The 21,291-nt window shown below is 65.0% G+C and carries 20 protein-coding genes and 1 tRNA gene; 10 read left to right on the top strand and 11 right to left on the bottom strand.

The features are described 5' to 3' along the window. Positions 1-99 precede the first annotated feature (99 nt). The 3 genes from QRQ56_RS13800 to pheS are packed head-to-tail and all read right to left on the bottom strand — an operon-like array spanning position 100 to position 4,377. On the bottom strand, positions 100-870 hold the full coding sequence (locus QRQ56_RS13800; RefSeq protein ID WP_438740717.1) for a sulfite exporter TauE/SafE family protein: 771 nt from the start codon (positions 868-870) through the stop codon (positions 100-102). A gap of 19 nt (positions 871-889) precedes the next feature. Further along, a complete protein-coding gene (gene pheT / locus QRQ56_RS13795) occupies positions 890-3,298 on the bottom strand; it encodes a phenylalanine--tRNA ligase subunit beta (RefSeq protein WP_438740715.1) in 2,409 nt (802 codons plus the stop codon). After that, positions 3,295-4,377, bottom strand: a complete 1,083-nt coding sequence (gene pheS, locus QRQ56_RS13790) for a phenylalanine--tRNA ligase subunit alpha (RefSeq protein ID WP_438740714.1) — start codon at positions 4,375-4,377, stop codon at positions 3,295-3,297. Before pheS ends, pheT begins: the two co-directional genes overlap by 4 nt. 149 nt (positions 4,378-4,526) lie before the next feature. Here pheS and QRQ56_RS13785 point away from each other — a divergent pair, with 149 nt between their 5' ends. Beyond that, positions 4,527-4,949, top strand: coding sequence for a hypothetical protein (locus QRQ56_RS13785; protein WP_438740712.1), 423 nt, complete (start codon positions 4,527-4,529; stop codon positions 4,947-4,949). An 8-nt stretch (positions 4,950-4,957) separates the two neighbouring features. Here the strand turns inward: QRQ56_RS13785 and rplT are convergent, their stop codons facing one another. Further along, positions 4,958-5,317, bottom strand: a complete 360-nt coding sequence (gene rplT, locus QRQ56_RS13780) for a 50S ribosomal protein L20 (protein WP_220012688.1) — start codon at positions 5,315-5,317, stop codon at positions 4,958-4,960. Positions 5,318-5,407: 90 nt separating this feature from the next. Continuing rightward, a complete protein-coding gene (rpmI, locus tag QRQ56_RS13775) occupies positions 5,408-5,608 on the bottom strand; it encodes a 50S ribosomal protein L35 (protein WP_129270305.1) in 201 nt (66 codons plus the stop codon). 273 nt (positions 5,609-5,881) lie between these two features. Between rpmI and QRQ56_RS13770 the strand changes: the two genes are divergently transcribed. After that, the gene (locus QRQ56_RS13770; RefSeq protein ID WP_438740710.1) at positions 5,882-6,286 is read left to right on the top strand and encodes a hypothetical protein; all 405 of its coding nucleotides are present in this window, start codon (positions 5,882-5,884) and stop codon (positions 6,284-6,286) included. A 138-nt stretch (positions 6,287-6,424) separates the two neighbouring features. On the opposite strand, the gene infC is transcribed toward QRQ56_RS13770, so the two are convergent. Next, entirely contained in the window at positions 6,425-6,964 is a 540-nt protein-coding gene (gene infC / locus QRQ56_RS13765; protein WP_438741466.1) for a translation initiation factor IF-3, read from the bottom strand. A gap of 251 nt (positions 6,965-7,215) precedes the next feature. Here infC and QRQ56_RS13760 point away from each other — a divergent pair, with 251 nt between their 5' ends. Continuing rightward, a complete protein-coding gene (locus QRQ56_RS13760) occupies positions 7,216-8,025 on the top strand; it encodes an alpha/beta hydrolase (RefSeq protein ID WP_438740709.1) in 810 nt (269 codons plus the stop codon). 158 nt (positions 8,026-8,183) lie between these two features. Continuing rightward, a complete protein-coding gene (locus QRQ56_RS13755) occupies positions 8,184-8,651 on the top strand; it encodes a nuclear transport factor 2 family protein (RefSeq protein ID WP_438740707.1) in 468 nt (155 codons plus the stop codon). Between the two features lie 60 nt (positions 8,652-8,711). Here QRQ56_RS13755 and QRQ56_RS13750 read toward each other — a convergent pair whose 3' ends face one another. The 3 genes from QRQ56_RS13750 to QRQ56_RS13740 all read right to left on the bottom strand — a co-directional run bounded on the left by QRQ56_RS13750 (position 8,712) and on the right by QRQ56_RS13740 (position 11,555). Next, positions 8,712-9,500, bottom strand: coding sequence for an acyl-CoA thioesterase domain-containing protein (locus QRQ56_RS13750; RefSeq protein ID WP_438740705.1), 789 nt, complete (start codon positions 9,498-9,500; stop codon positions 8,712-8,714). 238 nt (positions 9,501-9,738) lie between these two features. Beyond that, complete coding sequence (gene queG / locus QRQ56_RS13745; RefSeq protein WP_438740703.1) at positions 9,739-10,914, bottom strand: tRNA epoxyqueuosine(34) reductase QueG; 1,176 nt, start codon at positions 10,912-10,914, stop codon at positions 9,739-9,741. Continuing rightward, positions 10,863-11,555 carry a glutathione S-transferase family protein gene (locus QRQ56_RS13740; protein ID WP_438740701.1) on the bottom strand — a complete coding sequence of 231 codons (693 nt, stop codon included), beginning with the start codon at positions 11,553-11,555 and terminating at the stop codon, positions 10,863-10,865. Before QRQ56_RS13740 ends, queG begins: the two co-directional genes overlap by 52 nt. Before the next feature lie 169 nt (positions 11,556-11,724). Here QRQ56_RS13740 and QRQ56_RS13735 point away from each other — a divergent pair, with 169 nt between their 5' ends. From QRQ56_RS13735 to QRQ56_RS13725, 3 genes are all read left to right on the top strand, one after another. After that, the gene (locus QRQ56_RS13735; RefSeq protein ID WP_438740699.1) at positions 11,725-12,531 is read left to right on the top strand and encodes an undecaprenyl-diphosphate phosphatase; all 807 of its coding nucleotides are present in this window, start codon (positions 11,725-11,727) and stop codon (positions 12,529-12,531) included. 218 nt (positions 12,532-12,749) lie between these two features. Beyond that, positions 12,750-14,075, top strand: a complete 1,326-nt coding sequence (locus QRQ56_RS13730; RefSeq protein ID WP_438740698.1) for an FAD-binding oxidoreductase — start codon at positions 12,750-12,752, stop codon at positions 14,073-14,075. 3 nt (positions 14,076-14,078) lie between these two features. Continuing rightward, complete coding sequence (locus tag QRQ56_RS13725; protein WP_438740697.1) at positions 14,079-14,819, top strand: SDR family oxidoreductase; 741 nt, start codon at positions 14,079-14,081, stop codon at positions 14,817-14,819. Positions 14,820-14,959: 140 nt separating this feature from the next. On the opposite strand, the gene QRQ56_RS13720 is transcribed toward QRQ56_RS13725, so the two are convergent. Then, on the bottom strand, positions 14,960-15,925 hold the full coding sequence (locus QRQ56_RS13720; RefSeq protein WP_438740695.1) for a complex I NDUFA9 subunit family protein: 966 nt from the start codon (positions 15,923-15,925) through the stop codon (positions 14,960-14,962). A 156-nt stretch (positions 15,926-16,081) separates the two neighbouring features. On the opposite strand from QRQ56_RS13720, the gene QRQ56_RS13715 reads away from it, so the two are divergent. Further along, positions 16,082-16,168, top strand: a tRNA-Leu gene (locus QRQ56_RS13715). A gap of 116 nt (positions 16,169-16,284) precedes the next feature. On the opposite strand, the gene QRQ56_RS13710 is transcribed toward QRQ56_RS13715, so the two are convergent. Further along, positions 16,285-17,556 (bottom strand): MFS transporter, encoded by a 1,272-nt coding sequence (locus QRQ56_RS13710; protein WP_438740694.1) that lies wholly within the window; start codon positions 17,554-17,556, stop codon positions 16,285-16,287. A 124-nt stretch (positions 17,557-17,680) separates the two neighbouring features. Here QRQ56_RS13710 and QRQ56_RS13705 point away from each other — a divergent pair, with 124 nt between their 5' ends. Then, entirely contained in the window at positions 17,681-19,528 is a 1,848-nt protein-coding gene (locus QRQ56_RS13705) for a beta strand repeat-containing protein (RefSeq protein ID WP_438740693.1), read from the top strand. A 376-nt stretch (positions 19,529-19,904) separates the two neighbouring features. Beyond that, complete coding sequence (locus QRQ56_RS13700) at positions 19,905-21,227, top strand: UbiA family prenyltransferase (protein WP_438740691.1); 1,323 nt, start codon at positions 19,905-19,907, stop codon at positions 21,225-21,227. Positions 21,228-21,291: the final 64 nt, after the last annotated feature.

Genomic DNA, 21,291 nt, shown 5'->3' with positions numbered 1-21,291 from the left:
CTCGCGATCAAGAGATCTTCGCCGGTATAGCCCTCTGTGCTTAATCGACAGATCACGCGGTATGGGTCCCTGCGTTCGCAGGGACGACGGCGGAGATTGTCAGCGCAACACCCCGTCCAGCACCGGCAATCCGAAAACCACCGCCATCGCGATCAGCGCGTAGCAGATGCCGCGAAACATTTTTTCGCTGGCGCGGCCGAACAGCGAGGCGCCGAAGGCGACGCCAACCGCATAGACCGGCCCCACGATCAGCGAGAGCACCAGCGATTCCCGCGAGATCAGGCCGGTGGTCGCATAGCTGACCATCGAGAAGAAATCGGACGCGCCGAAGAACAGCAGGATGTTGGCACGCGCGACGATCGAGGCGATCGGGCGGCCGAGCCAGTAGCCGACGATCGGCGGACCGCCGGTCTGCGCGAGGCCGCTGCAGAAACCCGAGAGCCCGCCGATGCCGACCGAGAGCCAGACATGGTCCTTGCCGCGATAGCGCCAGCCCGAGAGCAGCAGAAGCAGCAGCGCGGCGACGAAGCAGGAGATGATCCAGCGCGTGGTGACGGGCTCGAGCACGCTGAGGAAATAGGTGCCGACGGGCACGCCGACCAGCGCGCCGAGCACGATCACGGCCGTGGCCTTGCGGTCCGCCTTGCGCCACGCATCCGGCAGCAGCGGCGCCGCCGCGACGAAATCGATGACGAGAAGGAGCGCCGCGACCAGCCGTGGCGCGGCGATGCTGCTCGCGAGCGGCATGAAGATCAGCGCCGAGCCGAAGCCGGAGAAACCGCGCGCCGTGCCGGAAATGAACGCGACGGCGCAAAGCGCCATCGCAACGGTGAGGCTGACGTCCTTGGGAAGGAAGTCGGTGATGCTCATGCCCTGCTATTCCGGAGCATCACGCTCTCAGCGTGCCGCCGGTCTTCTTCGCGACCTCCGCGACGATCTTGGCCGCGACGGCCTCGATCTCCTGGTCGGTCAGGGTCTTTTCGCGCGGCTGGAGCGTGACCGCGACTGCGATCGACTTCTTGCCGTCGTCGATGCCCTTGCCTTCGTAGACGTCGAAGACATTCACGCCGGTGATCAGCTTCTTGTCGACACCCTGCGCGGCGCGCACGATGTCCGCCGCCTTGACGGTACGGTCGACGATGAAGGCAAAGTCGCGTGACACGGGCTGGAACGCGGACAGCTCGATCACTGATTTTGCGCGAGTCGGCTTCTTCTTGGCCTCGGGGATGCGATCGAGGATCACCTCGAACACGACGAGCGGGCCGTCGGCGCCGAGCGCCTCGAGCGCGCGGGGATGCACCTCGCCGAAATAGCCGAGCACGTTCTGCGGTCCGATCTGGATCGTGCCGGAGCGCCCGGGATGCAGCCATTTCGGGCCGCCCGCGACGATCTGCAGCGCCTGCATTGGCGCGCCGGCCGCTGCCAGCACCGCCAATGCATCCGCCTTGGCGTCGAACACATCGGCCTGCGCCGAGCCGGTCCAGTGTCGGCCGAGACCTTCGGACGACGCAAAGCCATGACGCACGCCGCTCGCCGCCATGAACTGGTCCTGCGGGCGATCGCCCTTGAAAACCTGGCCGACCTCGAACAGCGCAACGTCGCTCACGCCGCGATTGGCGTTGGCTTGAGCCGCCGCGATCAGTCCCGCGAGCAGCGTCGGGCGCATGTCGGAGAGGTCGGACGCGATCGGGTTCGCCACTTCGAGCTCGCGCTGGCCGCCACCGAATAGTTCCGCCGCGGTCTTGGTAATGAACGACCAGGTCACGGCTTCGGTGATGCCGCGGCTCGCCAGCGCGCGCCGTGCGCGGCGGGTGCGAAGCTGTAGCGGGGTCAGCACGGGCTTGCGCGCGTCGTCGCCGCGCTCGAACGGCGTCATCGGCACCTTGTCGACGCCGTAGATGCGGACGACTTCCTCGACGATGTCGGCCTTGCCGTGCACGTCGGAGCGCCAGGACGGCACCGCGACCTTCACGACCGGGCCGGGACCGGCCATCATGAAGCCGAGATGGCTCAGGATGCGCTTCATCTCGGGCTGCGGCACCTCGATGCCGGAGAGGCGCTTGACCTCGGTGACCGGGAATTCGATGACGCGGTCGTCGCCGAAGGATTTGCCGACGACGACGTTCTCGGACGGCGTGCCACCGCACATCTCCATCACCAGCCTGGTCGCGAGCTCGAGCCCGGGCACCATGAAGGCGGGATCGACGCCGCGCTCGAAACGGTAGCGCGCGTCGGAGTTGATGCCGAGCTTGCGGCCGGTCTGGGCGATGTTGATCTCGTTCCACAGCGCCGATTCGATCAGCACGTCGGTGGTATTCTCGTCGCAGCCCGAGGCCTCGCCGCCCATGATGCCGGCGAGCGATTCGACGCCGTGCTCGTCCGCGATCACGCAAGTCGCGGGATCGAGATTGTAGGTGCGGCCGTCGAGCGCCAGCAGCGTCTCGCCGTCGCGCGCGCGGCGCACGACGAGATTGCCCTTCACCTTCTTCGCGTCGAACACGTGCAGCGGGCGCGCGCGGTCGTAAGTCATGAAGTTGGTGATGTCGACCAGCGCGTTGATCGGGCGCAGACCGATCGCGGTCAGGCGTTTCTGCAGCCATTCCGGCGACGGGCCGTTCTTGACGCCGCGCACGAGGCGGAGCGCGAAGCCCGGACAGAGGGTTGCGTCCTCGACCGTGACCTTCACGGGACAGGGGAATTCGCCCTTGATCGGCTTGATGGTCGGGTCCTTGAACTTGCCCATGTCGGCGGCGGCGAGATCGCGCGCGATGCCGTGCACGCCGGTGCAGTCCTGCCGGTTCGGCGTCAAATTGATCTCGATCACGGGATCGCCGAGCGCGGCCCATTCGGCGTAGCCGGCGCCGACAGGCGCATCCGCCGGCAGCTCCATGATGCCGTCATGATCGTTGGAGATCTGCAGCTCGGCGGCCGAGCACAGCATGCCGCGACTCTCGACGCCGCGGATGGTGCCTATGCCGAGCGTGATGTCCTTGCCGGGAATGTAGGTGCCGGGCGGCGAGAACACGCTGACGAGTCCCGCACGCGCATTCGGCGCCCCGCACACGACCTGCACCGGCGCGCCACCGTCACCGGTGTCGACCATGCAGACGCGCAGGCGATCGGCGTTCGGATGCTGCTCGGCGGAGATCACCTTCGCAATGGTGAAGGGCTTGAGCGCCTTCGCCTTGTCCTCGATGTTCTCGACTTCGAGCCCGATCATGGTGAGCTTCTCGGCGAGCTTGTCGAGCGGCTCGTCGGTCTCGAGATGATCCTTCAGCCAGGAGAGGGTGAATTTCACGAGCTCAGCCCTCCGGCAAGCGTTGGCACTTCGAGCGGCTTGAAGCCGTAATGGTTCAGCCAGCGGACGTCGTTTTCGAACAGCTGGCGGAGGTCGGCGATGCCGTATTTCAACATGGCGATGCGGTCGATGCCCATGCCCCAGGCAAAACCCTGGTACTCGTCGGGATCGATGCCGCAGGCGCGCAGCACGTTCGGATGCACCATGCCGCAGCCGAGAATCTCCAGCCAGTCCTCACCCTCGCCGAAACGGATCTCGCCCTTGTCGCGGCGGCACTGGATATCGACTTCCAGCGACGGCTCGGTGAACGGGAAGAACGAGGGGCGGAAGCGCATGTTGATGTGGTCGACCTCGAAGAACGCCTTGCAGAACTCGTGCAGGATCCATTTGAGGTGGCCGAGGTGCGAATGCTTGTCGATGACGAGGCCTTCGACCTGGTGGAATTGCGGCGTGTGGGTTGCGTCCGAATCGATACGGTAGGTGCGGCCCGGGCAGATCACGCGGATCGGCGGCTTCTGACTCAGCATGGTGCGCACCTGCACCGGCGAAGTGTGGGTTCGCAGCAGCATGCGCGAGCCGTCCTCCTTCGGATGGAAGAAGAACGTGTCGTGCATCTCGCGCGCCGGATGGCCTTCCGGGAAGTTCAGCTTGGTGAAGTTGTAATCGTCGGTCTCGATGTCGGGGCCTTCGGCGACCGAGAATCCCATGTCGGCGAAGATCGTGGTCAGCTCGTCCCAGACCTGGCTCAGCGGGTGGATGCGGCCGGCTTCCGCCGGTGCATCGCGCAGCGGCAAGGTGACATCGACGGTTTCCGAAGCAAGCCGCGCATCGAGCGCCGCCGACTTCAGCACGTCGCGCCGTGCACCGAGCGCCGCGGTGACCTTGTCCTTGGCCTGGTTGATCGCCGCGCCTTGCGTCTTGCGTTCGTCGGGCGACATCTTGCCGAGCGTGGCGAGGAGGGCGGAGATCGAGCCCTTCTTGCCGAGCGCGGCGACGCGCACCGCTTCGAGCGCGGCTTCGTCGCCGGCAGCGGCGATCTGGTCGAGGATGGATGTTTCGAGCGTTGCGAGGTCGGACACGGTCAAATCCTTGGCTCTAAATTCGGCTGGGTTGTCGCCGCCAGAAGGGCGTAACGTCAAGCGAAAAGCCGGTCATTTCGGGCTCTGAACGGCTGGGTTGAACCTCGCGCGGGGGCCCGGCACCAACGGGATAAGAGGAGACTTTTGCGATGCTTTCGAGGTCCGGCCTGGCCGGTCTGGCGCTGCTTCTGTCGGGAAGCGTTTTGGGAAGCGTGGCCTACGCCGCCGAGGAATGCCCGGCCAAATCGATGTCGATGGACGACATCGTCGCGGTTCTGAAGGCGGCGCCGAGCTGTGATCGTGCCATGACGCTGTTCGAGGCTTGCGCCTTCGGTGCCAGCGGTGACGTGCAGCTCGGTGAAGTGGCGACGAAGAGGTGCGAGGCCGATTTTATCGGCCAGGCGCAGCCCGCGCAGAAGGCCAGCTATCAGAGCGAGCTGCAGGCTTGCGATCGCAAGTACCGGAACAAGTCCGGCACCATGTATATTTCGGCAACAGCCTTCTGCCGGGCGGAAGCCGCCCAGCGATACTCGCGACAAGCTTTGAAGGCTGCGGGCTCGAAAGCCCGCTAGCGCAAGTCTCAGGCGGCGAGAGCGGCTTTGGCCTTCTCGGCGATCGCCTGGAACGCCGCGGGCTCGCTGATCGCGAGGTCCGACAGCACCTTGCGGTCCACGGTGATCCCGGACTTGGCCATGCCGTCGATGAAGCGGCTGTAGGTCAGGCCGAACGGACGGACGGCAGCGTTGATGCGCTGGATCCAGAGCGCGCGGAAGGTCCGCTTCTTGCGCTTGCGATCACGGAACGCATACTGCTGGGCCTTTTCCACGGCCGGCTTGGCGGCGCGGATGGTGTTCTTGCGGCGGCCGTAGAAGCCCTTGGCGGCCTTGTAGACTTTCTTGTGCTTGGCGTGGGCGGTCACACCGCGTTTGACGCGTGCCATGACGAATATCCTTCAGAGATGACTTGTTTTCGGATCGCCGCGAAAGACGCGGCGGAGCGGGCAATGATCTTGGACGATCGCTGGATGCGATCAGGCGTTCGGCAAGAAGTACTTCTTGACGTTGTCGCCGTCGGTCTTGAACAGCACCGCGGTGCCGCGCAGCTGACGGATCTGCTTCTTCGTCCGCTTGATCATGCCGTGACGCTTGCTGCGATGAGCAAACAACACTTTGCCGGTGGCAGTCACCTTGAAGCGCTTTTTGGCGCCCGATTTGGTCTTCAGCTTGGGCATTTTGCTCTCCTAATGGCCAAAGAAATCCGCCCGCGAGGGCGGCATGGCCGTCAAAAATGCTCGTTAGAGCGTTGATTGTGCTCAGGTTTCTACGAACAAGCGCGAAACCCGCACGAAACACCGCCACGGCAGCCCTTAATCAGCCGGGCGATGAAGGTTGGGCTTATGGCAGAGGACGAGCCAATTGGCAACGATGAACCGGTGGAACCGGCGCGGCGACTATTCGGAATTGACGCCCTCATGTCCAAGTTTGTCGCCTGGAGCAGGATCAAAATGGCTCATTTTACCCGATCGCTTTTGTTTTTGACCGATTTCGCCCGCCCGCGCCATCTGGCGCTATTCGCCGTGCTCGCCACGGCGGCCCTGCCGTCGACGGCCGACGCCCGCGGCGCCGGCTATGACGGCATCTGGAACGTCACCTTCGCCACCACCCGGGGCAATTGCAGCTCCGGCTACAGCGTCCCCTTTACCGTGACCGGCAGCCGGGTCTCGTCGGCTGGCGGTGGCCGGGTCTCCGGCAAGATCAATCGCGGCGGCGCCGTCGCGGTCCAGGTCTCGGTCGGCGCGTCCCATGCCAGCGGCGGCGGCCGGCTTGCCGGCGTCAACGGCACCGGCTCCTGGCGGGGTGTCATTTCCGGCGATCAGTGCAGCGGCACCTGGCAGGCAACGCGGACGTAGCTCGCGGCACGGACGGTATGCTCCCTCTCCCGCTTGCGGGGAGGTGCAGCAGCGCGCGCGGTGCAATCTCGCCCAAAACAAAACGGCCCGCCGGAGATCCGGACGGGCCGTTGCATTCTCAAGTCCTAATGAGCGGTATCAGCGCGGCGCCAGCACCATGACGACCTGGCGGCCTTCGAAGCGCGCATCCTGCTCGACCTTGGCGAACTCGGCGACGTCGCTCTTGACCTTGTCCAGAAGCTTGGTGCCGATCTCCTGGTGCGCCATTTCGCGGCCGCGATAGCGCAGCGTGATCTTGACCTTGTCGCCTTCTTCGAAGAACCGCTGCATCGCGCGCATCTTCACGTCGTAATCGTGGTCGTCGATCATCGGGCGGAGCTTGATCTCCTTGATCTCGACGGTCTTCTGCCGCTTGCGGGCTTCGGCGGCTTTCTTCTGCGCGGAATACTTGTACTTGCCGTAGTCCATGATCTTGCAGACCGGAGGACTGACGTTCGGCGAGATCTCGACCAGATCCATGCCGGCTTCCTGAGCCATGCGGATTGCCATGACCGTCTCGACGGTGCCTTTGTTGTCACCGGCCGCGTCGATCAGCTGGATCTGCGCATTGCGAATGTCGTCATTGATGCGCGGCCCGTCTTTGTTGGCAGCGGGCGGAGCTTTATTAGGACGGCGAATGGGTGGTTCTCCAAAGTTGTGAAAGAAGCGGCTATTTTGAAGGAAGATAGCTTTGCCGGCAAGCAATTCGCTCGTGCAGAAGGTGAAAAACCCTCAAATGCGAGGCATTTCGGTCACGCCCACCGACACGTTGCCCGACATAGACACCTTGCCCCTGTTCCGCAAGCGTCCCAAAGGGCCAATGCCGCATCTGGACGCGTCCCAGCGGGCACCCCGGACAGCTCAAACCGCACAGACAGAGTAAACGTTCCATGACCGATGCCATTCCCGAAGCCGTGCTCGACTTCATCGACGTGGGCGAAGGCCCGTCCAGACGCCGGATAGCGGTGCGTCACCGCGCCGGGGAGGGCCCCGGCCTGGTCTGGCTGGGCGGATTCAAGTCGGACATGCAGGGCGGCAAGGCCGTGGCGCTGGACGGCTGGGCCCGGGATCACGGCCGCGCCGTCGTCCGGTTCGATTATTCCGGCCACGGCGAATCCGGGGGCGATTTCGCCAATGGGACCATCGGCAGCTGGCTCGCGGACAGCGTCGCGGTCTTCGAACGCTTCTGCGACGGTCCGCAGGTCCTGATCGGCTCGTCCATGGGCGGCTGGATGGCGTTGCTGCTGGCGCGCGAGATCAGAAAGCGACAAGAAGGACAACAGGCCAAGGGATTCAAGGGATCGCTGGCGGGCCTCGTGCTGATCGCGCCGGCGCCCGATTTCACCGAAGAGCTGATGTGGAAGAATTTTTCGGCCGCGGTGAAGCAGGAGATCGAGACCAAGGGGTTTTGGCTGCGCCCGTCGGAGTATGGCGACGGCTCGCCCTATCCGATCACGCGGAACCTGATCGAGGAGGGGCGCAACCACCTCGTGCTCGGCAGCGCCATCGATCTCGGCTGCCCGGTCCGCATCCTGCAAGGCGCGCAGGACCCCGACGTGCCCTGGCAGCACGCCTTCGCGCTGACGCATCGCCTGCCGGCCGACGATGTCGTGCTGACCATGATCCAGGACGGCGATCACCGCCTCTCCCGCCCGCAAGACATCGCGCGCATTCTTGCCGCGGTCGCGGAGATCGGGTGAAGTGTTGCTCGGAATTCCGTGTCATCGTCCGCCCTGTGCGCAATTGCGCGCTGGGGCGGACGATCCAGTATTCCACCAGCGGTCGTGATTGAGCCGATGGGCCGCGGCGTACTGGATGCCCCGCCTGCGCGGGGCATGACGAAGAAGGAGACACACCCATGACGACCACCGCGATGCTGCGCGCCTTCTGCGACGCCGTCGAGCAGCGCAATGGCCGTGCGTTTGCCGAGTTATTCACCGAGGACGGCGTCTATCACGACGTCTTCTACGGCGCCTTCGCAGGCCGCGAGAAGATCGCCGCGATGATCGACGACTGGTTCTATCGCACGGCGACCGATTTCCGCTGGGACATGCATGACCCCGTCACCGACGGCACCACGCTCTATGCACGCTACACTTTCAGCTACAAATCGACGCTGCCCGAAGCGAATGGTGCACGGGCGATGTTCGAGGGCGTCGCGATCATGACGCTACGCGAGGGCAAGATCGCTGGCTATCACGAGGTGGCCAACACCGCGCCGGCATTCGTCGATCTGAAATTCGCACCGGAACGGATTGCCAAGATCGTCGCCAAGCAGGGCGCCGAGCTGAAGGCGCGACCGGAGATGAAGCGGCATCTGGCCTGAGCTTCTCCTCCCGTCATTCCGGGGCGCGCCAATTGGCTCGTGCCCCGGAATGACCGGAGGCTACGGCGGCGGCACTTTCGTCATCGGCTTGCGCTGTGCCAGCGCTGCGACCGTGGCGGTGCCGATCGGGCCTTGTTCGTCATAAAGCCAGCATTCGCCGATCGCGACGCCGTCGGTGGCCTGATGGTTCATCACGTCGAAGCCGATCCACTTCGTCACCGGCAGGCGATGCAGATAGATCGTGACGTCGCTGTTGATGTAGCCGAGCCCCTTGTCGCCGGCATTGGCGAACGGGCTGGCGAAATCCGCACCCGCGGCGACATGCACGAACGGCGTCATCGGCACGCCCGCGACGAGCTCACGCACCTCGCTCATCCAGAGCCGGCGCGGGCCGAGCGCGCCCATATGTCCGACAATGGGGCGCGTCGTCCATTTGCCGTTCATGCCGAGCCTGGGATCGGTGGGTTTTGGAATGTCATCCGGCTTCGGCACGTCCCAATTCGGCGGCGACCAGACATTGCCATCGGGGTTTTGCGTCTTGCGCAGCAGCTGGCACGAGGCGCGCGCCATGCTGACGCCGCCGGAGACGAATTCCGCCTCGACCACGCGGATGCGCAGACCATCGCGCACGAGCCGCGTCGTCACCTCGATCGGCTTGTCGATGGTGGGCAACCGAAACATGTCGACGGTGAGCCGCGCCGGCACGAATTCAGGCCCGGAATGACGCTCCTCGATGGCAAAGCCGAGCAGACCGACGATGACGCGTCCGTGCAGCGATGTCGGATCCCAGGGACCGTTGGCGACTTCCGTCGGGTGGAATGTCTCGCCGGCGCGGGTGAAGAAAGGCATGTTTGTTGTCATGCGCGAGAGATTGAAGAAACGCGCCGGGAAATCAAGTGCGGTGCTTGCGGCGAGGAGGCGTGAGAGTCAGGGACGGAGTGCGCTGCCTATACTCCGCTGTCATCGCCCGCGAAGGCGGGCGATCCAGAACTCCGAGACGGCAGGGGTTTGATCGAGAGGCTGCGGCGTACTGGATTCCCCGCCCCCGTGCGCAATTGCGCACTAGGCGGGGAATGACAGCGGTGGGTTAGGAAACAGCGCGCCACTCCTCGCGCACGCCGTCGTCGCGCTCGCCGTCCAGCACGGCAGCCTTCATCTCTTGAAACGCCTGCCGCTCCACCAATTGCCCCAGCGCCCACACCGCCGCCCCGCGCACCAGCGGGCTCGCATCATGCAGCAATCGCCGCGCTTCTTCCGCCAGCGTGGCTTCGCCCGAATTGCCGATCGCAATCAGCACATTGCGCAGGAAGCGGTCGCGGCCGATGCGCTTCACCGGCGACTTCGTGAACAGCGCACGGAATGCGGCATCATCGAGCCGTGCGAGCTCCGCAAGACCCGGCGCGCGCAATTCGTCACGTGCGGCAAGCTTCGCCTCGCGCCCCTCCTGCGCGAACTTGTTCCAGGGGCATGCCGCGAGACAATCGTCGCAGCCGTAGATGCGGTTGCCGATGGCTTTGCGGAATTCGCGCGGGATCGGTCCCTTGTTCTCGATGGTGAGATAAGAAATGCAACGCCGCGCATCGAGCCTGTAGGGCGCGGAAAACGCCGAGGTCGGGCAGATGTCGAGACAGGCCTGGCACGAGCCGCAATGATCGATCTCGGCCTCGTCGCGCGGCAATTCCAGCGTGGTGTAGATCGCGCCGAGAAACAGCCATGAGCCGAATTCGCGCGAGACGAGATTGGTGTGCTTGCCCTGCCAGCCGAGACCGGCGGTCTGCGCCAGCGGCTTCTCCATCACGGCTGCGGTGTCGACGAACACTTTCACGTCCGACGGCGCGGTTGACACCAGCCAGCGCGCCAGCGCCTTCAGCCGCTTCTTGATGAGGTCGTGATAGTCGTCGCCCTGCGCATAGACCGAGATCGCCGCGCGCGTGCGCTGCTCGAGAACGGCAAGCGGATCCTGGTCCGGACCGTAGTTGACGCCGAGCATGATGACGCTGCGCACGTCGCTCCACAGCCCGCGTGGGTCGACGCGACGCTCCGGCTGGTTCGCGAGCCAGTCCATATCGCCATGGCCGCCCGAGGCGATGAATTCGAGAAAGTGTTGTCCGGCGCGCTCGATCGTGCCTGGCGCGGTGATGCCGACACAGTCGAAGCCGAGCGCGCGCGCTTCGCGTTCAAGCGCGATCTTCAGTTCAGTCGGATCGGAGCTCAGAAATCCAGGTCCACGTAGGTCCGCGACGCCGGCACGCCGGCCAGCCATTCGCTCAGCAGCGGACGGAACGACGGGCGGGATTTCACCCGCGCGTACCACGCCTTTGCCGCGTCGTCCTCGCTCCATGGCACGTCGCCCAGATAGTCGATCGCCGAGAGATGCGCCGCGGCGGCGAGATCCGCGTAAGTGAGCCGGTCGCCGGCGAGGAAGTTACGCGTCTGCGCCAGCCAGCCGATATAGGCCAGATGATAGCGCACATTGGCCTTGGCGGCGCGCATCACGTCGGCGGAAGGCGCGCCCCCGCCGTCCTCCTCGCTCATGAAGCGCTTGTAGATGCGCTCGGTGACGAGAGGATGCGAGACTTCCTCGAAGAACTTCTCATTGAACCAGGCCATCAGCCGGCGCACTTCGACGCGCTCGGAGATCGTCTCCGGCATCAGGCGCTTGGGTCCCATCTCGGTGCCATAGGCCTCGTCGACATATTCGGCGATGATCGCCGCGCCGGGGATCGGAGGCTGCTCGTCGTCCACCAGAACAGGCGTCGCGCCGGCCGCATTGAGCAGCAGAAATGCCTCGCGCCGTTCCCAGCTGCGCTCTTCGACCAGCTTCAGGTCGAGCCCGTATTCGCCCGCGATCAGGCGGATGAATCGCGAATGCGGACAGAACGGATGATGAAACAGCGTAAACATGAAGCCTTTGACTATGTGATGGTGCTTAAGAATCCATCAATGTTTGTGCGGCGCCACACTAGTCCTTCAAAACCGCGAAGCAAGGGCGTGATTTCGCATTTTGCGATTGCGGCATGGAGGCGAATAGGCGAGAAGAACCCCGCTTTTCCAGCCGAAATGGACCGTAAATATGTCAGATGCAATACGGGCAGTGATCCTCGGCATCATCGAGGGTGTGACCGAGTTCCTTCCCGTATCCTCGACCGGCCATCTGCTGCTCGCGGAGCGCTTCTTCCACCTCGGCGAAGGCGCCTTCTGGGATTCGTTTACGGTTCTGATCCAGCTCGGCGCGATCCTCGCGATCGTCGGACTGTATTTCAGGAAGCTCTGGGAGGTCGTCATCGGCTTCTTCACGGGCGACACCTATTCGCGCCGCTTCGTGATCGGCGTGCTGGTGGCGTTCCTGCCGGCCGTGGTCGTCGGTCTCGTCGCCGGCAAATACATCAAGAGCGTGCTGTTCAATCCGTGGGTCGTGTGCTTCACGCTGATCGTCGGCGGCGCCATTCTGCTCTGGATCGACAAGCTCGATCTCAAGCCGCGCGAGCACGATGCCACCAAATTTCCGCTGCTGATGTATCTCTATATCGGCATCGCGCAATGCGTCGCCATGATCCCGGGCGTGTCGCGTTCCGGCGCCAGCATCGTCGCTGCCATGCTGCTGGGGGCGGACAAGCGCGCGGCGGCGGAATTCTCGTTCTTCCTCGCCATTCCCACCATGATCGGTGCGTTCGCTTACGATTTCTACAAGAACCGCTCCGAGATGACGATGGATCACATGAACATCGTCGCGATCGGCTTCGTGGTGTCGTTCATTACCGCGATCATCGTGGTCAAGACGTTCCTGGAATACGTCACCCGGCACGGCTTCGTGGTATTCGCCTGGTGGCGCGTCATCGTCGGCACGCTCGGCCTGATCGCGCTGGCGCTCGGGCGGTAGCCGTTGGCGCTTCGTAGCCCGGATGGAGCGAAGCGCAATCCGGGGCGGACGTCGCTTGTGGCACGATCCCGGATTACGCTGCGCTCCATCCGGGCTACGCAGGTGTACGCCGTTAACTTCTCCGGAACTCGCCGCCGCACCTCAACGTAAAATAAGCTTTTGATCGGTAGGCAGTTTCCGACGCCGGGCGGCGCGCGCCCGGCACAGGAGCCGAATCCATGACCCTCGTCAGCGGCTGGGGGCGTTTCCCGGTCGTCGATAGCGATGTGCTGCGCCCGCGCTCGTTTGCGGCGGTCGGCGAGGCTGTCTCGGCCGGCACCGTCGCGCGTGGCAGCGGCCGCGCCTATGGCGATGCCGCGATCGGCGCCGTCAGGACGGTCGGGATGACCGGCTTCGACCGGGTCCGGTCGTTCGATCCGGCCACCGGCCGCATCCGCCTGGAAGCCGGCGTTCTCCTGTCGGATTTGATCGACACTTTCGGCCCCCGCGGCTTCCTGCCGTTCGTCGTGCCCGGCACGCGCTTCGTCTCGGTCGGCGGCGCCATCGCGGCGGACGTGCACGGCAAGAACCATCATGGCGAAGGCGGTTTCGGGCGCTACGTCGACAGCCTGCTGCTGCGCACCGGAGCGGGCGAGGTGATCGAGGTCTCGCGCGAGCAGAACGCCGACGCGTTCTTTGCGACCGTCGGCGGCATGGGACTGACCGGCATCATCCTCGAAGCCACGATGCGGCTGCGCAAGGTCGAGACCGGGTGGATCCGCGAGCGCGTGATCTCCGCGTCAGATCTCGATGCCGCGATGCGCGCACTCGAGGCGAGCAATGCCGCGACCTATTCGGTGGCCTGGATCGACTGCGTGGCGCGAGGACGCGATCTCGGTCGTTCGCTGATCTATCTGGGCGAGCACGCGGGCAGGGACGAACTGGCGGGAGGCGCCGACGTGTTCCCGGCCGGCAGGAATTCCAGTCTCAGCGTGCCGGTCGACCTGCCCTCGATGGCGCTGAACCGCACCAGCGTCCGCGCCTTCAACGAGCTCTACTACCGCATGGGCGCGCGCCGCGCCGGCGGCAGCCATGTCGTGTCGCTCTATCCGTATTTCTTTCCGCTCGACAGCATCGGTGACTGGAATCGCATCTATGGCAAGCGCGGCTTCCTCCAGCATCAATGCGTGATTCCGGAAGCGAACGCGCGTGCCGTGCTCGGTGAGATCCTCGATCGCGTCGCGCGGCGCGGCGACGCCTCCTTTCTCGCCGTGCTCAAGAAGCTCGGCCAGGGCGACGGCATCTTGTCGTTCCCGCTGCCGGGCTACACGCTGGCGCTGGATTTCCCGGTGAAGGGCGACATCCTGAATTTTCTCGACGAGATCGATCGTCTGGTCGTTGGCGCCGGCGGACGGCTGTATCTCGCCAAGGACGCGCGCCAGTCGCGCGCGACGTTCGAAGCCGGCTATCCCGCGCTGTCGCGCTTCAAGGCGATCCGCAAGTCGCTCGATCCCAATGGGGTCATCCGCTCAAAACTTTCACAGCGTCTGTTTGATGAGGTCTAGCTCGTGACGTCAAGCAAGTCCGTTCTCGTGCTCGGTGGCTCCTCCGATATTGGCCGCGCCGCGGCGCGCGCCTTTGCCAAGGCGGGATATGATGTCGGGCTCGCCGGCCGCGACGTCGCCGCGCTGGAGCCAGATGCCGCCGATCTGCGCGCGCGTTACGACGTCGCGGTCGGCCTCCATCCATTCGATGTGCTCGACACCGCCTCGTTCGAGGGCTTCGCCGCCGGCCTTCCCGCGTTGCCCGATGTCGTCATCTCGATCGTCGGCCTGCTCGGCCAGCAGCAAAACGCCGAAAGCGATCTCGCCCATGCCACTGCAATCATGCGTTCGAACTACGAAGGGCCCGCGCTGATCCTCGGCCTGTTCGCGGACAAATTTCTGGCGCGCGGCAGCGGCACGATCGTCGGCGTGTCGTCGGTCGCCGGCGATCGCGGCCGCGCCTCGAACTACGTCTACGGCTCGGCCAAGGCCGGCTTCTCGGCCTTCCTGTCGGGCCTGCGCGCCCGCGCCAGCCGCGGCGGCGTGCATGTGGTCACCGTCAAGCCCGGCTTCGTCCGCACCAAGATGACGGAAGGCATGAAGCTGATCGGACCGCTCACCGTCGAGGCGCCGGTGGTCGGCGATGCCATCCTTGCCGCTGTCGAGAAGAAAACGGATGTCGTCTATGTCAGCGGCAAATGGCGCCTCGTGATGCTGATCATCAAGGCGCTGCCGGAAGCGGTGTTCAAGAAGCTGAAGTTTTGAGGGTCGCCGCGGCAGTCTGGTCGCTCGCCCCGCGAACTCGTCATGCCCGGCCTTGTGCCGGGCATCCACGTTCTTGATGTCAGGCGAAGAAGACGTGGATGGCCGGGTCAAGCCCGGCCATGACGGCGGAGATGAAAGTCTCAAACGCCCATGCGCTGGAACTGACCCGCCGCGCGAAAACGCCAGAGATATTGCGGGGCGATCGCTTCCAGCGAATCGGGTGAGATGCCGAGCCCTTCCAGCGTCAGGCCGGCGGCCTTCGCCGCGTCCGACACCACATTGTCGCGCTCGAGCAGCGTGACCTGGTCCGGCGTCAGCTTGAACGCGCCCGGCGCGAATTGCAGGAAGGCGGCCTTGAAGCGGGCGAGGCCGAACGGCAGCGGTACCAGCATCCGCTCGCGGTCGGTAATCTCGAGGATGGCCTCGATGATCTCGCGCATGGTCAGCACTTCCGCACCGCCGAGCTCGTAGGTCGCGCCCGCCTTGGCCTTGCCGTCCACGGCGTCCGCGATCGCTGTGGCGACGTCGCCGACATAGACCGGCTGCAGCTTGGTCTCGCCGCCGATCAGCGGCAGCACCGGCGACATCCGGGCCAGCGCGGCGAAGCGGTTGGTGAACTGGTCCTCGGGGCCGAACATCACGGAGGGCCGGAAAATGGTGGCCGAGGGCACCGCAGCCGATACTGCGGCTTCGCCGGCCGCCTTGGCCCTGGCGTAGCGGGACGGCGATTCGGCATCGGCACCGATCGCCGAGACATGCACCAGGCGGGCGCCTACCGCAGCCGCCGCCTTGGCGACCGTCTCGGCCCCCTTCGCCTGGACGGCGTCGAAGGTCTGCTCGCCACCCTCGGCGAGGATGCCGACCAAGTTGATCACGACATGCGAATCACGCAGCGCCGCCTCGACCGAGGCCGGATAGCGCAGATTCGCCTGCACGGTATGGACCTGCCCGACCCGGCCGAGCGGCTGGAGGAAGCCGGCCAGTTCCGGCCGCCGGACCGCGACCCGGACCCGGTAATCCCGCTTGCACAGGGCGCGGACCACGCTGCGGCCCAAAAAGCCCGATCCGCCGAAAACCGTGACGAGAGTTTCCAGATTCGATGCCATGGGAGGGGTCCATATCCTGCGGAAAAGAGTGCGTCTTGTCAGGCTTGTATCGGGCCGCATTGCGCCGCGCAATCGGCATCCCGAACCCGGCCTCAAGCATGAATTGACAACGGCGTCACCGAACCGTAGTAACCGCCTCCGTGCCCCAAACGGCATGCCCAGGTGGTGGAATTGGTAGACGCGCTGGCTTCAGGTGCCAGTGGCTTAACGGCCGTGAAGGTTCGAGTCCTTTCCTGGGCACCATTTGGTGGGATTTGTCCCCCAAATAAGACTGCTTCCAATCGCTGGAGCTAGCCGGACTGTGATCCCGGTACCGCTGCGACGAGAGCCTGTTTTGGGTACCGAAACCGGCTGCCCCCTCACACCACCCGCTTCCCCGCCCGCTCCGCCACGCCCTTCTGCACGAAATACATCATCACCAGCGTGACGATCGTCGTGGTGACGACGACGTAGCCGATCCATTCGAAATGCAGCAGCGCGCCGTCCGGGCCCTGCGCGACGATGGCTGCGGCGAGCACCGAGCCGAGCCCGCCGGAGAGTTGCTGCAGTGAGGCGCTGACCGCGCTGAACGAGCCGCGCTGGGTGGGGTCGGGGATCGCCGAGATCAGCGCCTGCGACGGGATCATGCGCGAGAAGATGCCGACGAACATCAGCACGTTGACGGTGATCGCGGTGGTGAGCGAGACGTGGCCGAGATGGGTGTAGATCAGCACCATGATAACGGTCATCACGCAGCCGAACACGAAGGTCGGGTATTTGCCGAATGCGTCGCTGGCCCGGCCGACCAACGGCCCCGTCACGATGCTGAACAGGCCCGAGACGAGATAGATCGTCGGCAGATGCGTGATGTCGATGCCGAGATTGTGCACGGTGAAGGCGCTGGAGAACGGCATCAGCATGTATCCGCCGGTCGCCAGCAAGGTCGTGACCGCGAAGGCCAGCGTATAGCGCGTCTCTGAGACGGTCGCGACCAGATGGTGGAACGGGTTCTTGTCCTGCTTCAGCTTCAGATGCGCATCGACCGGCTCCATCGCGAAAGCGATGACGGCGATCGCGACGATCGACACGATGACGATCGCGATGAAGCAGACGTGCCAGCTCCAGTGATTGGCGAGAAACAGGCCTGCGGGAATGCCGAGCACCTGGCTCGCGGCGAACGCGGTCTGGATGAATCCCATCACGCGGCCGCGCATGTGCAGCGGAAACAGATCGGTGATGATGGCGAGCACGATCGAGCCGATCACGCCGCCGAACAGGCCGGTCACGATCCGGCCCATCAGCAGCACATGATAGTTCGGCGCGGCGGCGCACAGCATCGTGCCGAGCGTGAAGCCGACATAGAAGAACAGCAGGATCCGCTTGCGGTCGAAGCGATCGGCAAAGCCGGCGGCGAGGATGCCCGACAGTCCGGCACTGAACGCGTAGGCCGACACCGCGACGCCGAATTGCGTGGCCGTGATGTCGAGCGCGGGCATCAGGATGGCGCCGAGCGGCGACATGATGATGAAGTCGAGGATGATCGTGAACTGCGTGAACGCCAGCAGCGCGATCAGGAGCACCTGGTAGCGCGAGAAGCCGCGCTGGCGTTCCGATGGAGCGTCGATCGGCGCGGCGAGCGTCTGTTCGGTCATGGGCACCTGATTCGTGCTGAGGGGCGAGGGAAATTGGCAGATAGGGTGGGCCGCCACGATTTTCACGGGGCGCACGGCAATGCTTTCCGTCGAAACGTGAAGCTAGGGGCGCGTTGTGGGATCCTTGCAACAGCCCGGCAGCCGACGAGCCGTCCGGCCTCTTCGCAAGGGGCGTGCGCGGACTGAGAAACCGGGAACACACTTCTACCCCCATATCCATGGGGGGACGCAATGCCGCGCTGGCCAATACGCCCCGAAAGCCTTCCCAAAGCCAGGACCTGCATGCTCTGACTGTCGCACAAGCGTCAATCGCGTTGATGCCGTGGTGGACGGAGGTTGGAAGTGGCGACGGTCTTCATTCTTCCAGTGTCCGCCTGCGGGTCGCGGGTTTGGAATACGGGGGATGAACATGACCATGCCATCGCAAGCGCGAGTTGCCGCGCTCTTTGCAACAGCTCTCTTGGCCGCGATCGCGAGCTGCGCGGGCGCGCCGAAAGCGTGGGCGCAGTTCGTGTGCGTGGATGGCGCTGCGTCCGAGCAAGGCGCCAGTGCGGCCGGCTCTGGAGGCAATTTTGCCTGCGGGCCCTCCGCCTCTGCTCCGGGTGCGGGCAGCAACAACTCCGCGATCGGGAGCGGCGCTTACGCTGACGGAAATGCCAGCAGCAATATTGCCGTCGGTTCCGCCAATGCCAGCGGCCAAAGCAGCTCCAATATTGCGACGGGCAACAATGCCAACGCCAGCGGCAACAACAGCTTCAACAGCGCGACCGGAGCGGGAGCCATCGCCAGCGGTGACACCAGCAAAAACATGGCGTCCGGAAACAACGCGCAAGCCGGCGGTGACAACAGCAACAATATCGCGACCGGCGCCGGAGCCAACGCCAGCGGCAACAACAGTGGTAATCTCGCGTCCGGGCTCACCGCCCTGGCCAACGGAGACAACAGCAGGAACGTTGCGACCGGGCGCAGTTCCAATGCCTCCGGCAACAACAGCAGAAATGTTGCGACCGGGTTTGTCGCCAGGGCTTACGGCGACGCCAGCTCCAACACCGCGACGGGGACCAACGCCAACGCCTACGGCAACGGCAGCGCCAACATCGCGACCGGCCCCAATTCCAACGCGACCGGCGACGCCAGCTTCAATATCGCGACCGGCGTGAATAGCGACGCGAGCGGGTCCGGAAGCTATAACGTCGCCAGCGGCAACGCCGCCATCGCGTATGGCGCCAACAGCTCCAACGCGGCGACCGGCTATCTGGCGAAGGCCAACGGCGCCAATTCGAGGAATATCGCGAACGGTGCACAATCCAATGCCAGCGGCACCGGCAGCTTCAACACGGCCATCGGAACCGGCGCCAATGCGAGCGGAAACGGCGTCGCGAACACCGCGGTGGGCAACGGCTCCAACGCCACCGGCGCGAACTCGTCGGCGTTCGGCAATGGCGCGTCGGCAACGTTCGCGAACGCCACCGCGATCGGCAATGGCGCCACTGCGACGCGCGCGAACCAGCAGGTCTTGGGCACCGCGAGCAATACCTACACGATGACAGGCGTCACCTCGGCCGCGAGCACGGCCGCGCAATCAGGACCGACGCAGCTCGTCACCACGGACGCGGCCGGCAATCTTGCGGCGACCTCGCTCAGCGCGCTCGGGCTGGCGGGCTCCGGAGACATCGCAAACATCAACAGCCAGCTCGCAGGCATGAATGCCCGCCTCAACGAGATCGACGGCAGGACCGGCAGGGCGATCAACGGTGTCGCGATGGCCTTTGCGATGTCCGGCTCGCCATGGCTGATGCCGTCCGAAAAGATCGCGATGAGCATGAACTGGGGCACCTTCCAGAACACCAATGCGCTCTCCATGAGCGCGGCGATGCGCGTCAGCGAGAATGTGCAGGCCAGCGGCGGCCTGACCTACGGCACCAATGGCGGCGGATTGGGCGGCCGCGTCGGAATGCGCGTCGGCTGGTGATGGCGGGCTTTGGCAATTCGATGCAATGGATCGCGCGCGCTTGATGGCATTGGTGCTGCTGCTGACGAGCGGCAGCGACAGCGCGTGGGCTCTGCGGAAGACGCCCGACGCGGCAGGCGCGCAACCGCAAGCCCGGTCGGCCCCTGCCGCGCCGGCACTGAAGAAGTCACCGTGAGGGCTGGGAGCGCCGTCGCGTCCTCATCTCACTGATAATACTAGTATTTTCTTCGAGCCCAGGTAGCGCGCACGTCCCGGCTTTCGCAGCGCTCCGGCCGATTAAGCCGCCCTTAGCGAATGCCCCCTAGGCTCGCGGCCATCCCTGTCCCTGCTCCCCGGCCCGATGCCGGTCATTGGCGGCTAGTAAGAGCGTTCTCGGATGGAGCAGCCTGCCCGGCAATACGATTTTAGCGCATCGACCCCGTCGGCGAGCCCGGCGGCGGCGCGGACGCTTCTCATCGATCTTGAAGGCGGCCTGCTACGGTCCGAGCTTTTGATGGAGGCGCTGTTCTCCAGCCCCGGCCGCATGCTGGCGCGCTTCGGCGCGGGCGGACGACCGGGCATGGCGGCGCTCACCGACATCCTGGCGAAGGCCGAGATCGACTACGCCCATCTGCCCTACGAGTCCGACGTCCTGAACCAGGCGCTGGCGGCGCGGGCGCGGGGCGAGAAGATCTATCTCGTCGCGGGCCGCTTCGCCGGTCATGCCGCTGGCATCGCCGCGCATCTCGGCTTCGACGGCGTGGTCGCGCCGGCGGATCTCGCCGCAGGCGACCTTCCCTTCGATCGCGCCTCCGTCGCGCGTGTCGGCGCGCGCGGCAGCAATCGTGCGAGCTTCAGGACCTGGGCGAAGGCGCTGCGCGTCTATCAATACGCCAAGAACACGCTGGTGTTCGTGCCCGTCATCACCGCGCATCAGTTGAACCTTGCCTCTCTCGGCTCCGCCCTGCTGGCGTTCCTGGCGTTTTCGGCCTGTGCGTCCGGCGCTTATCTGATGAACGATCTGCTGGATCTCGCCGCGGACCGGCAGCATCCGACCAAGCGCCATCGTGCGCTCGCGGCCGGCGATCTGCCGATCTCCTCGGCGCTGGCGGCGATCCCTGTGCTGTGGCTGTTCGCGGTCGCAGCCGGTCTCTGCATCTCGCCGCTGTTCCTCGGCGTGCTCGGCGGCTATCTCGCCACCACGATCGCCTATTCGCTCGCCCTCAAGCGCAAGATGCTGGTCGACATCGTCACGCTCGCCGGGCTCTATACGCTGCGCATCGTTGCGGGCGCGGTCGGCGTCGGCGTGGTGCTGTCGGAATGGCTGCTGATCTTCTCGCTGTTCGTGTTCACGTCGCTCGCGCTGATCAAGCGCTTCAGCGAGCTCAGCATGCGCGAAAGCGCCGGCCTCGCCGATCCCTCCAACCGCGATTACAGGATCACCGATCTGCACGTCATCGGCGCGATGGCGGCGGCGAGCGCGATGAACGCGGTGACCGTGTTCTCGCTCTACGTCTCCTCGACCGCGGTGACGCCGCTCTACAGCCGCCCCTGGATGCTGTGGCTGCTCACCCCGCTGCTGCTGTACTGGTTCGGCCGCGCGCTGATGATGGCGCATCGCCGCGAGATGCCCGACGATCCCATTCTCTACGCCTTCCGCGACGGCCCGAGCCGCGTCACGGTCGCGGCGATGATCTGCATCATGCTGGCGGCGATCTGACCGAACCCCGCGCTTGCGCGGCCCGCCGGCAATGGCTACATCGCGGGCATTCCGAATTCGCTAT

The sequence above is a fragment of the Bradyrhizobium sp. U531 genome (assembly GCF_051710265.1).
In the GTDB taxonomy this organism is placed as follows: domain Bacteria; phylum Pseudomonadota; class Alphaproteobacteria; order Rhizobiales; family Xanthobacteraceae; genus Bradyrhizobium.
Note: the sequence above shows the minus strand (reverse complement) of the source record. Positions and strands in the feature narration are given on the sequence as shown.

Coding starts and splice junctions, on each gene's coding strand:
- QRQ56_RS13800 (WP_438740717.1), bottom strand. CDS start 870: ATGAGCATCACCGACTTCCTTCCCAAGGACGTCAGCCTCACCGTTGCG.
- QRQ56_RS13785 (WP_438740712.1), top strand. CDS start 4,527: ATGCTTTCGAGGTCCGGCCTGGCCGGTCTGGCGCTGCTTCTGTCGGGA.
- rplT (WP_220012688.1), bottom strand. CDS start 5,317: ATGGCACGCGTCAAACGCGGTGTGACCGCCCACGCCAAGCACAAGAAA.
- rpmI (WP_129270305.1), bottom strand. CDS start 5,608: ATGCCCAAGCTGAAGACCAAATCGGGCGCCAAAAAGCGCTTCAAGGTG.
- QRQ56_RS13770 (WP_438740710.1), top strand. CDS start 5,882: ATGGCTCATTTTACCCGATCGCTTTTGTTTTTGACCGATTTCGCCCGC.
- QRQ56_RS13760 (WP_438740709.1), top strand. CDS start 7,216: ATGACCGATGCCATTCCCGAAGCCGTGCTCGACTTCATCGACGTGGGC.
- QRQ56_RS13755 (WP_438740707.1), top strand. CDS start 8,184: ATGACGACCACCGCGATGCTGCGCGCCTTCTGCGACGCCGTCGAGCAG.
- QRQ56_RS13750 (WP_438740705.1), bottom strand. CDS start 9,500: ATGCCTTTCTTCACCCGCGCCGGCGAGACATTCCACCCGACGGAAGTC.
- queG (WP_438740703.1), bottom strand. CDS start 10,914: ATGGCTGGCCGGCGTGCCGGCGTCGCGGACCTACGTGGACCTGGATTT.
- QRQ56_RS13740 (WP_438740701.1), bottom strand. CDS start 11,555: ATGTTTACGCTGTTTCATCATCCGTTCTGTCCGCATTCGCGATTCATC.
- QRQ56_RS13735 (WP_438740699.1), top strand. CDS start 11,725: ATGTCAGATGCAATACGGGCAGTGATCCTCGGCATCATCGAGGGTGTG.
- QRQ56_RS13730 (WP_438740698.1), top strand. CDS start 12,750: ATGACCCTCGTCAGCGGCTGGGGGCGTTTCCCGGTCGTCGATAGCGAT.
- QRQ56_RS13720 (WP_438740695.1), bottom strand. CDS start 15,925: ATGGCATCGAATCTGGAAACTCTCGTCACGGTTTTCGGCGGATCGGGC.
- QRQ56_RS13710 (WP_438740694.1), bottom strand. CDS start 17,556: ATGACCGAACAGACGCTCGCCGCGCCGATCGACGCTCCATCGGAACGC.
- QRQ56_RS13700 (WP_438740691.1), top strand. CDS start 19,905: ATGGAGCAGCCTGCCCGGCAATACGATTTTAGCGCATCGACCCCGTCG.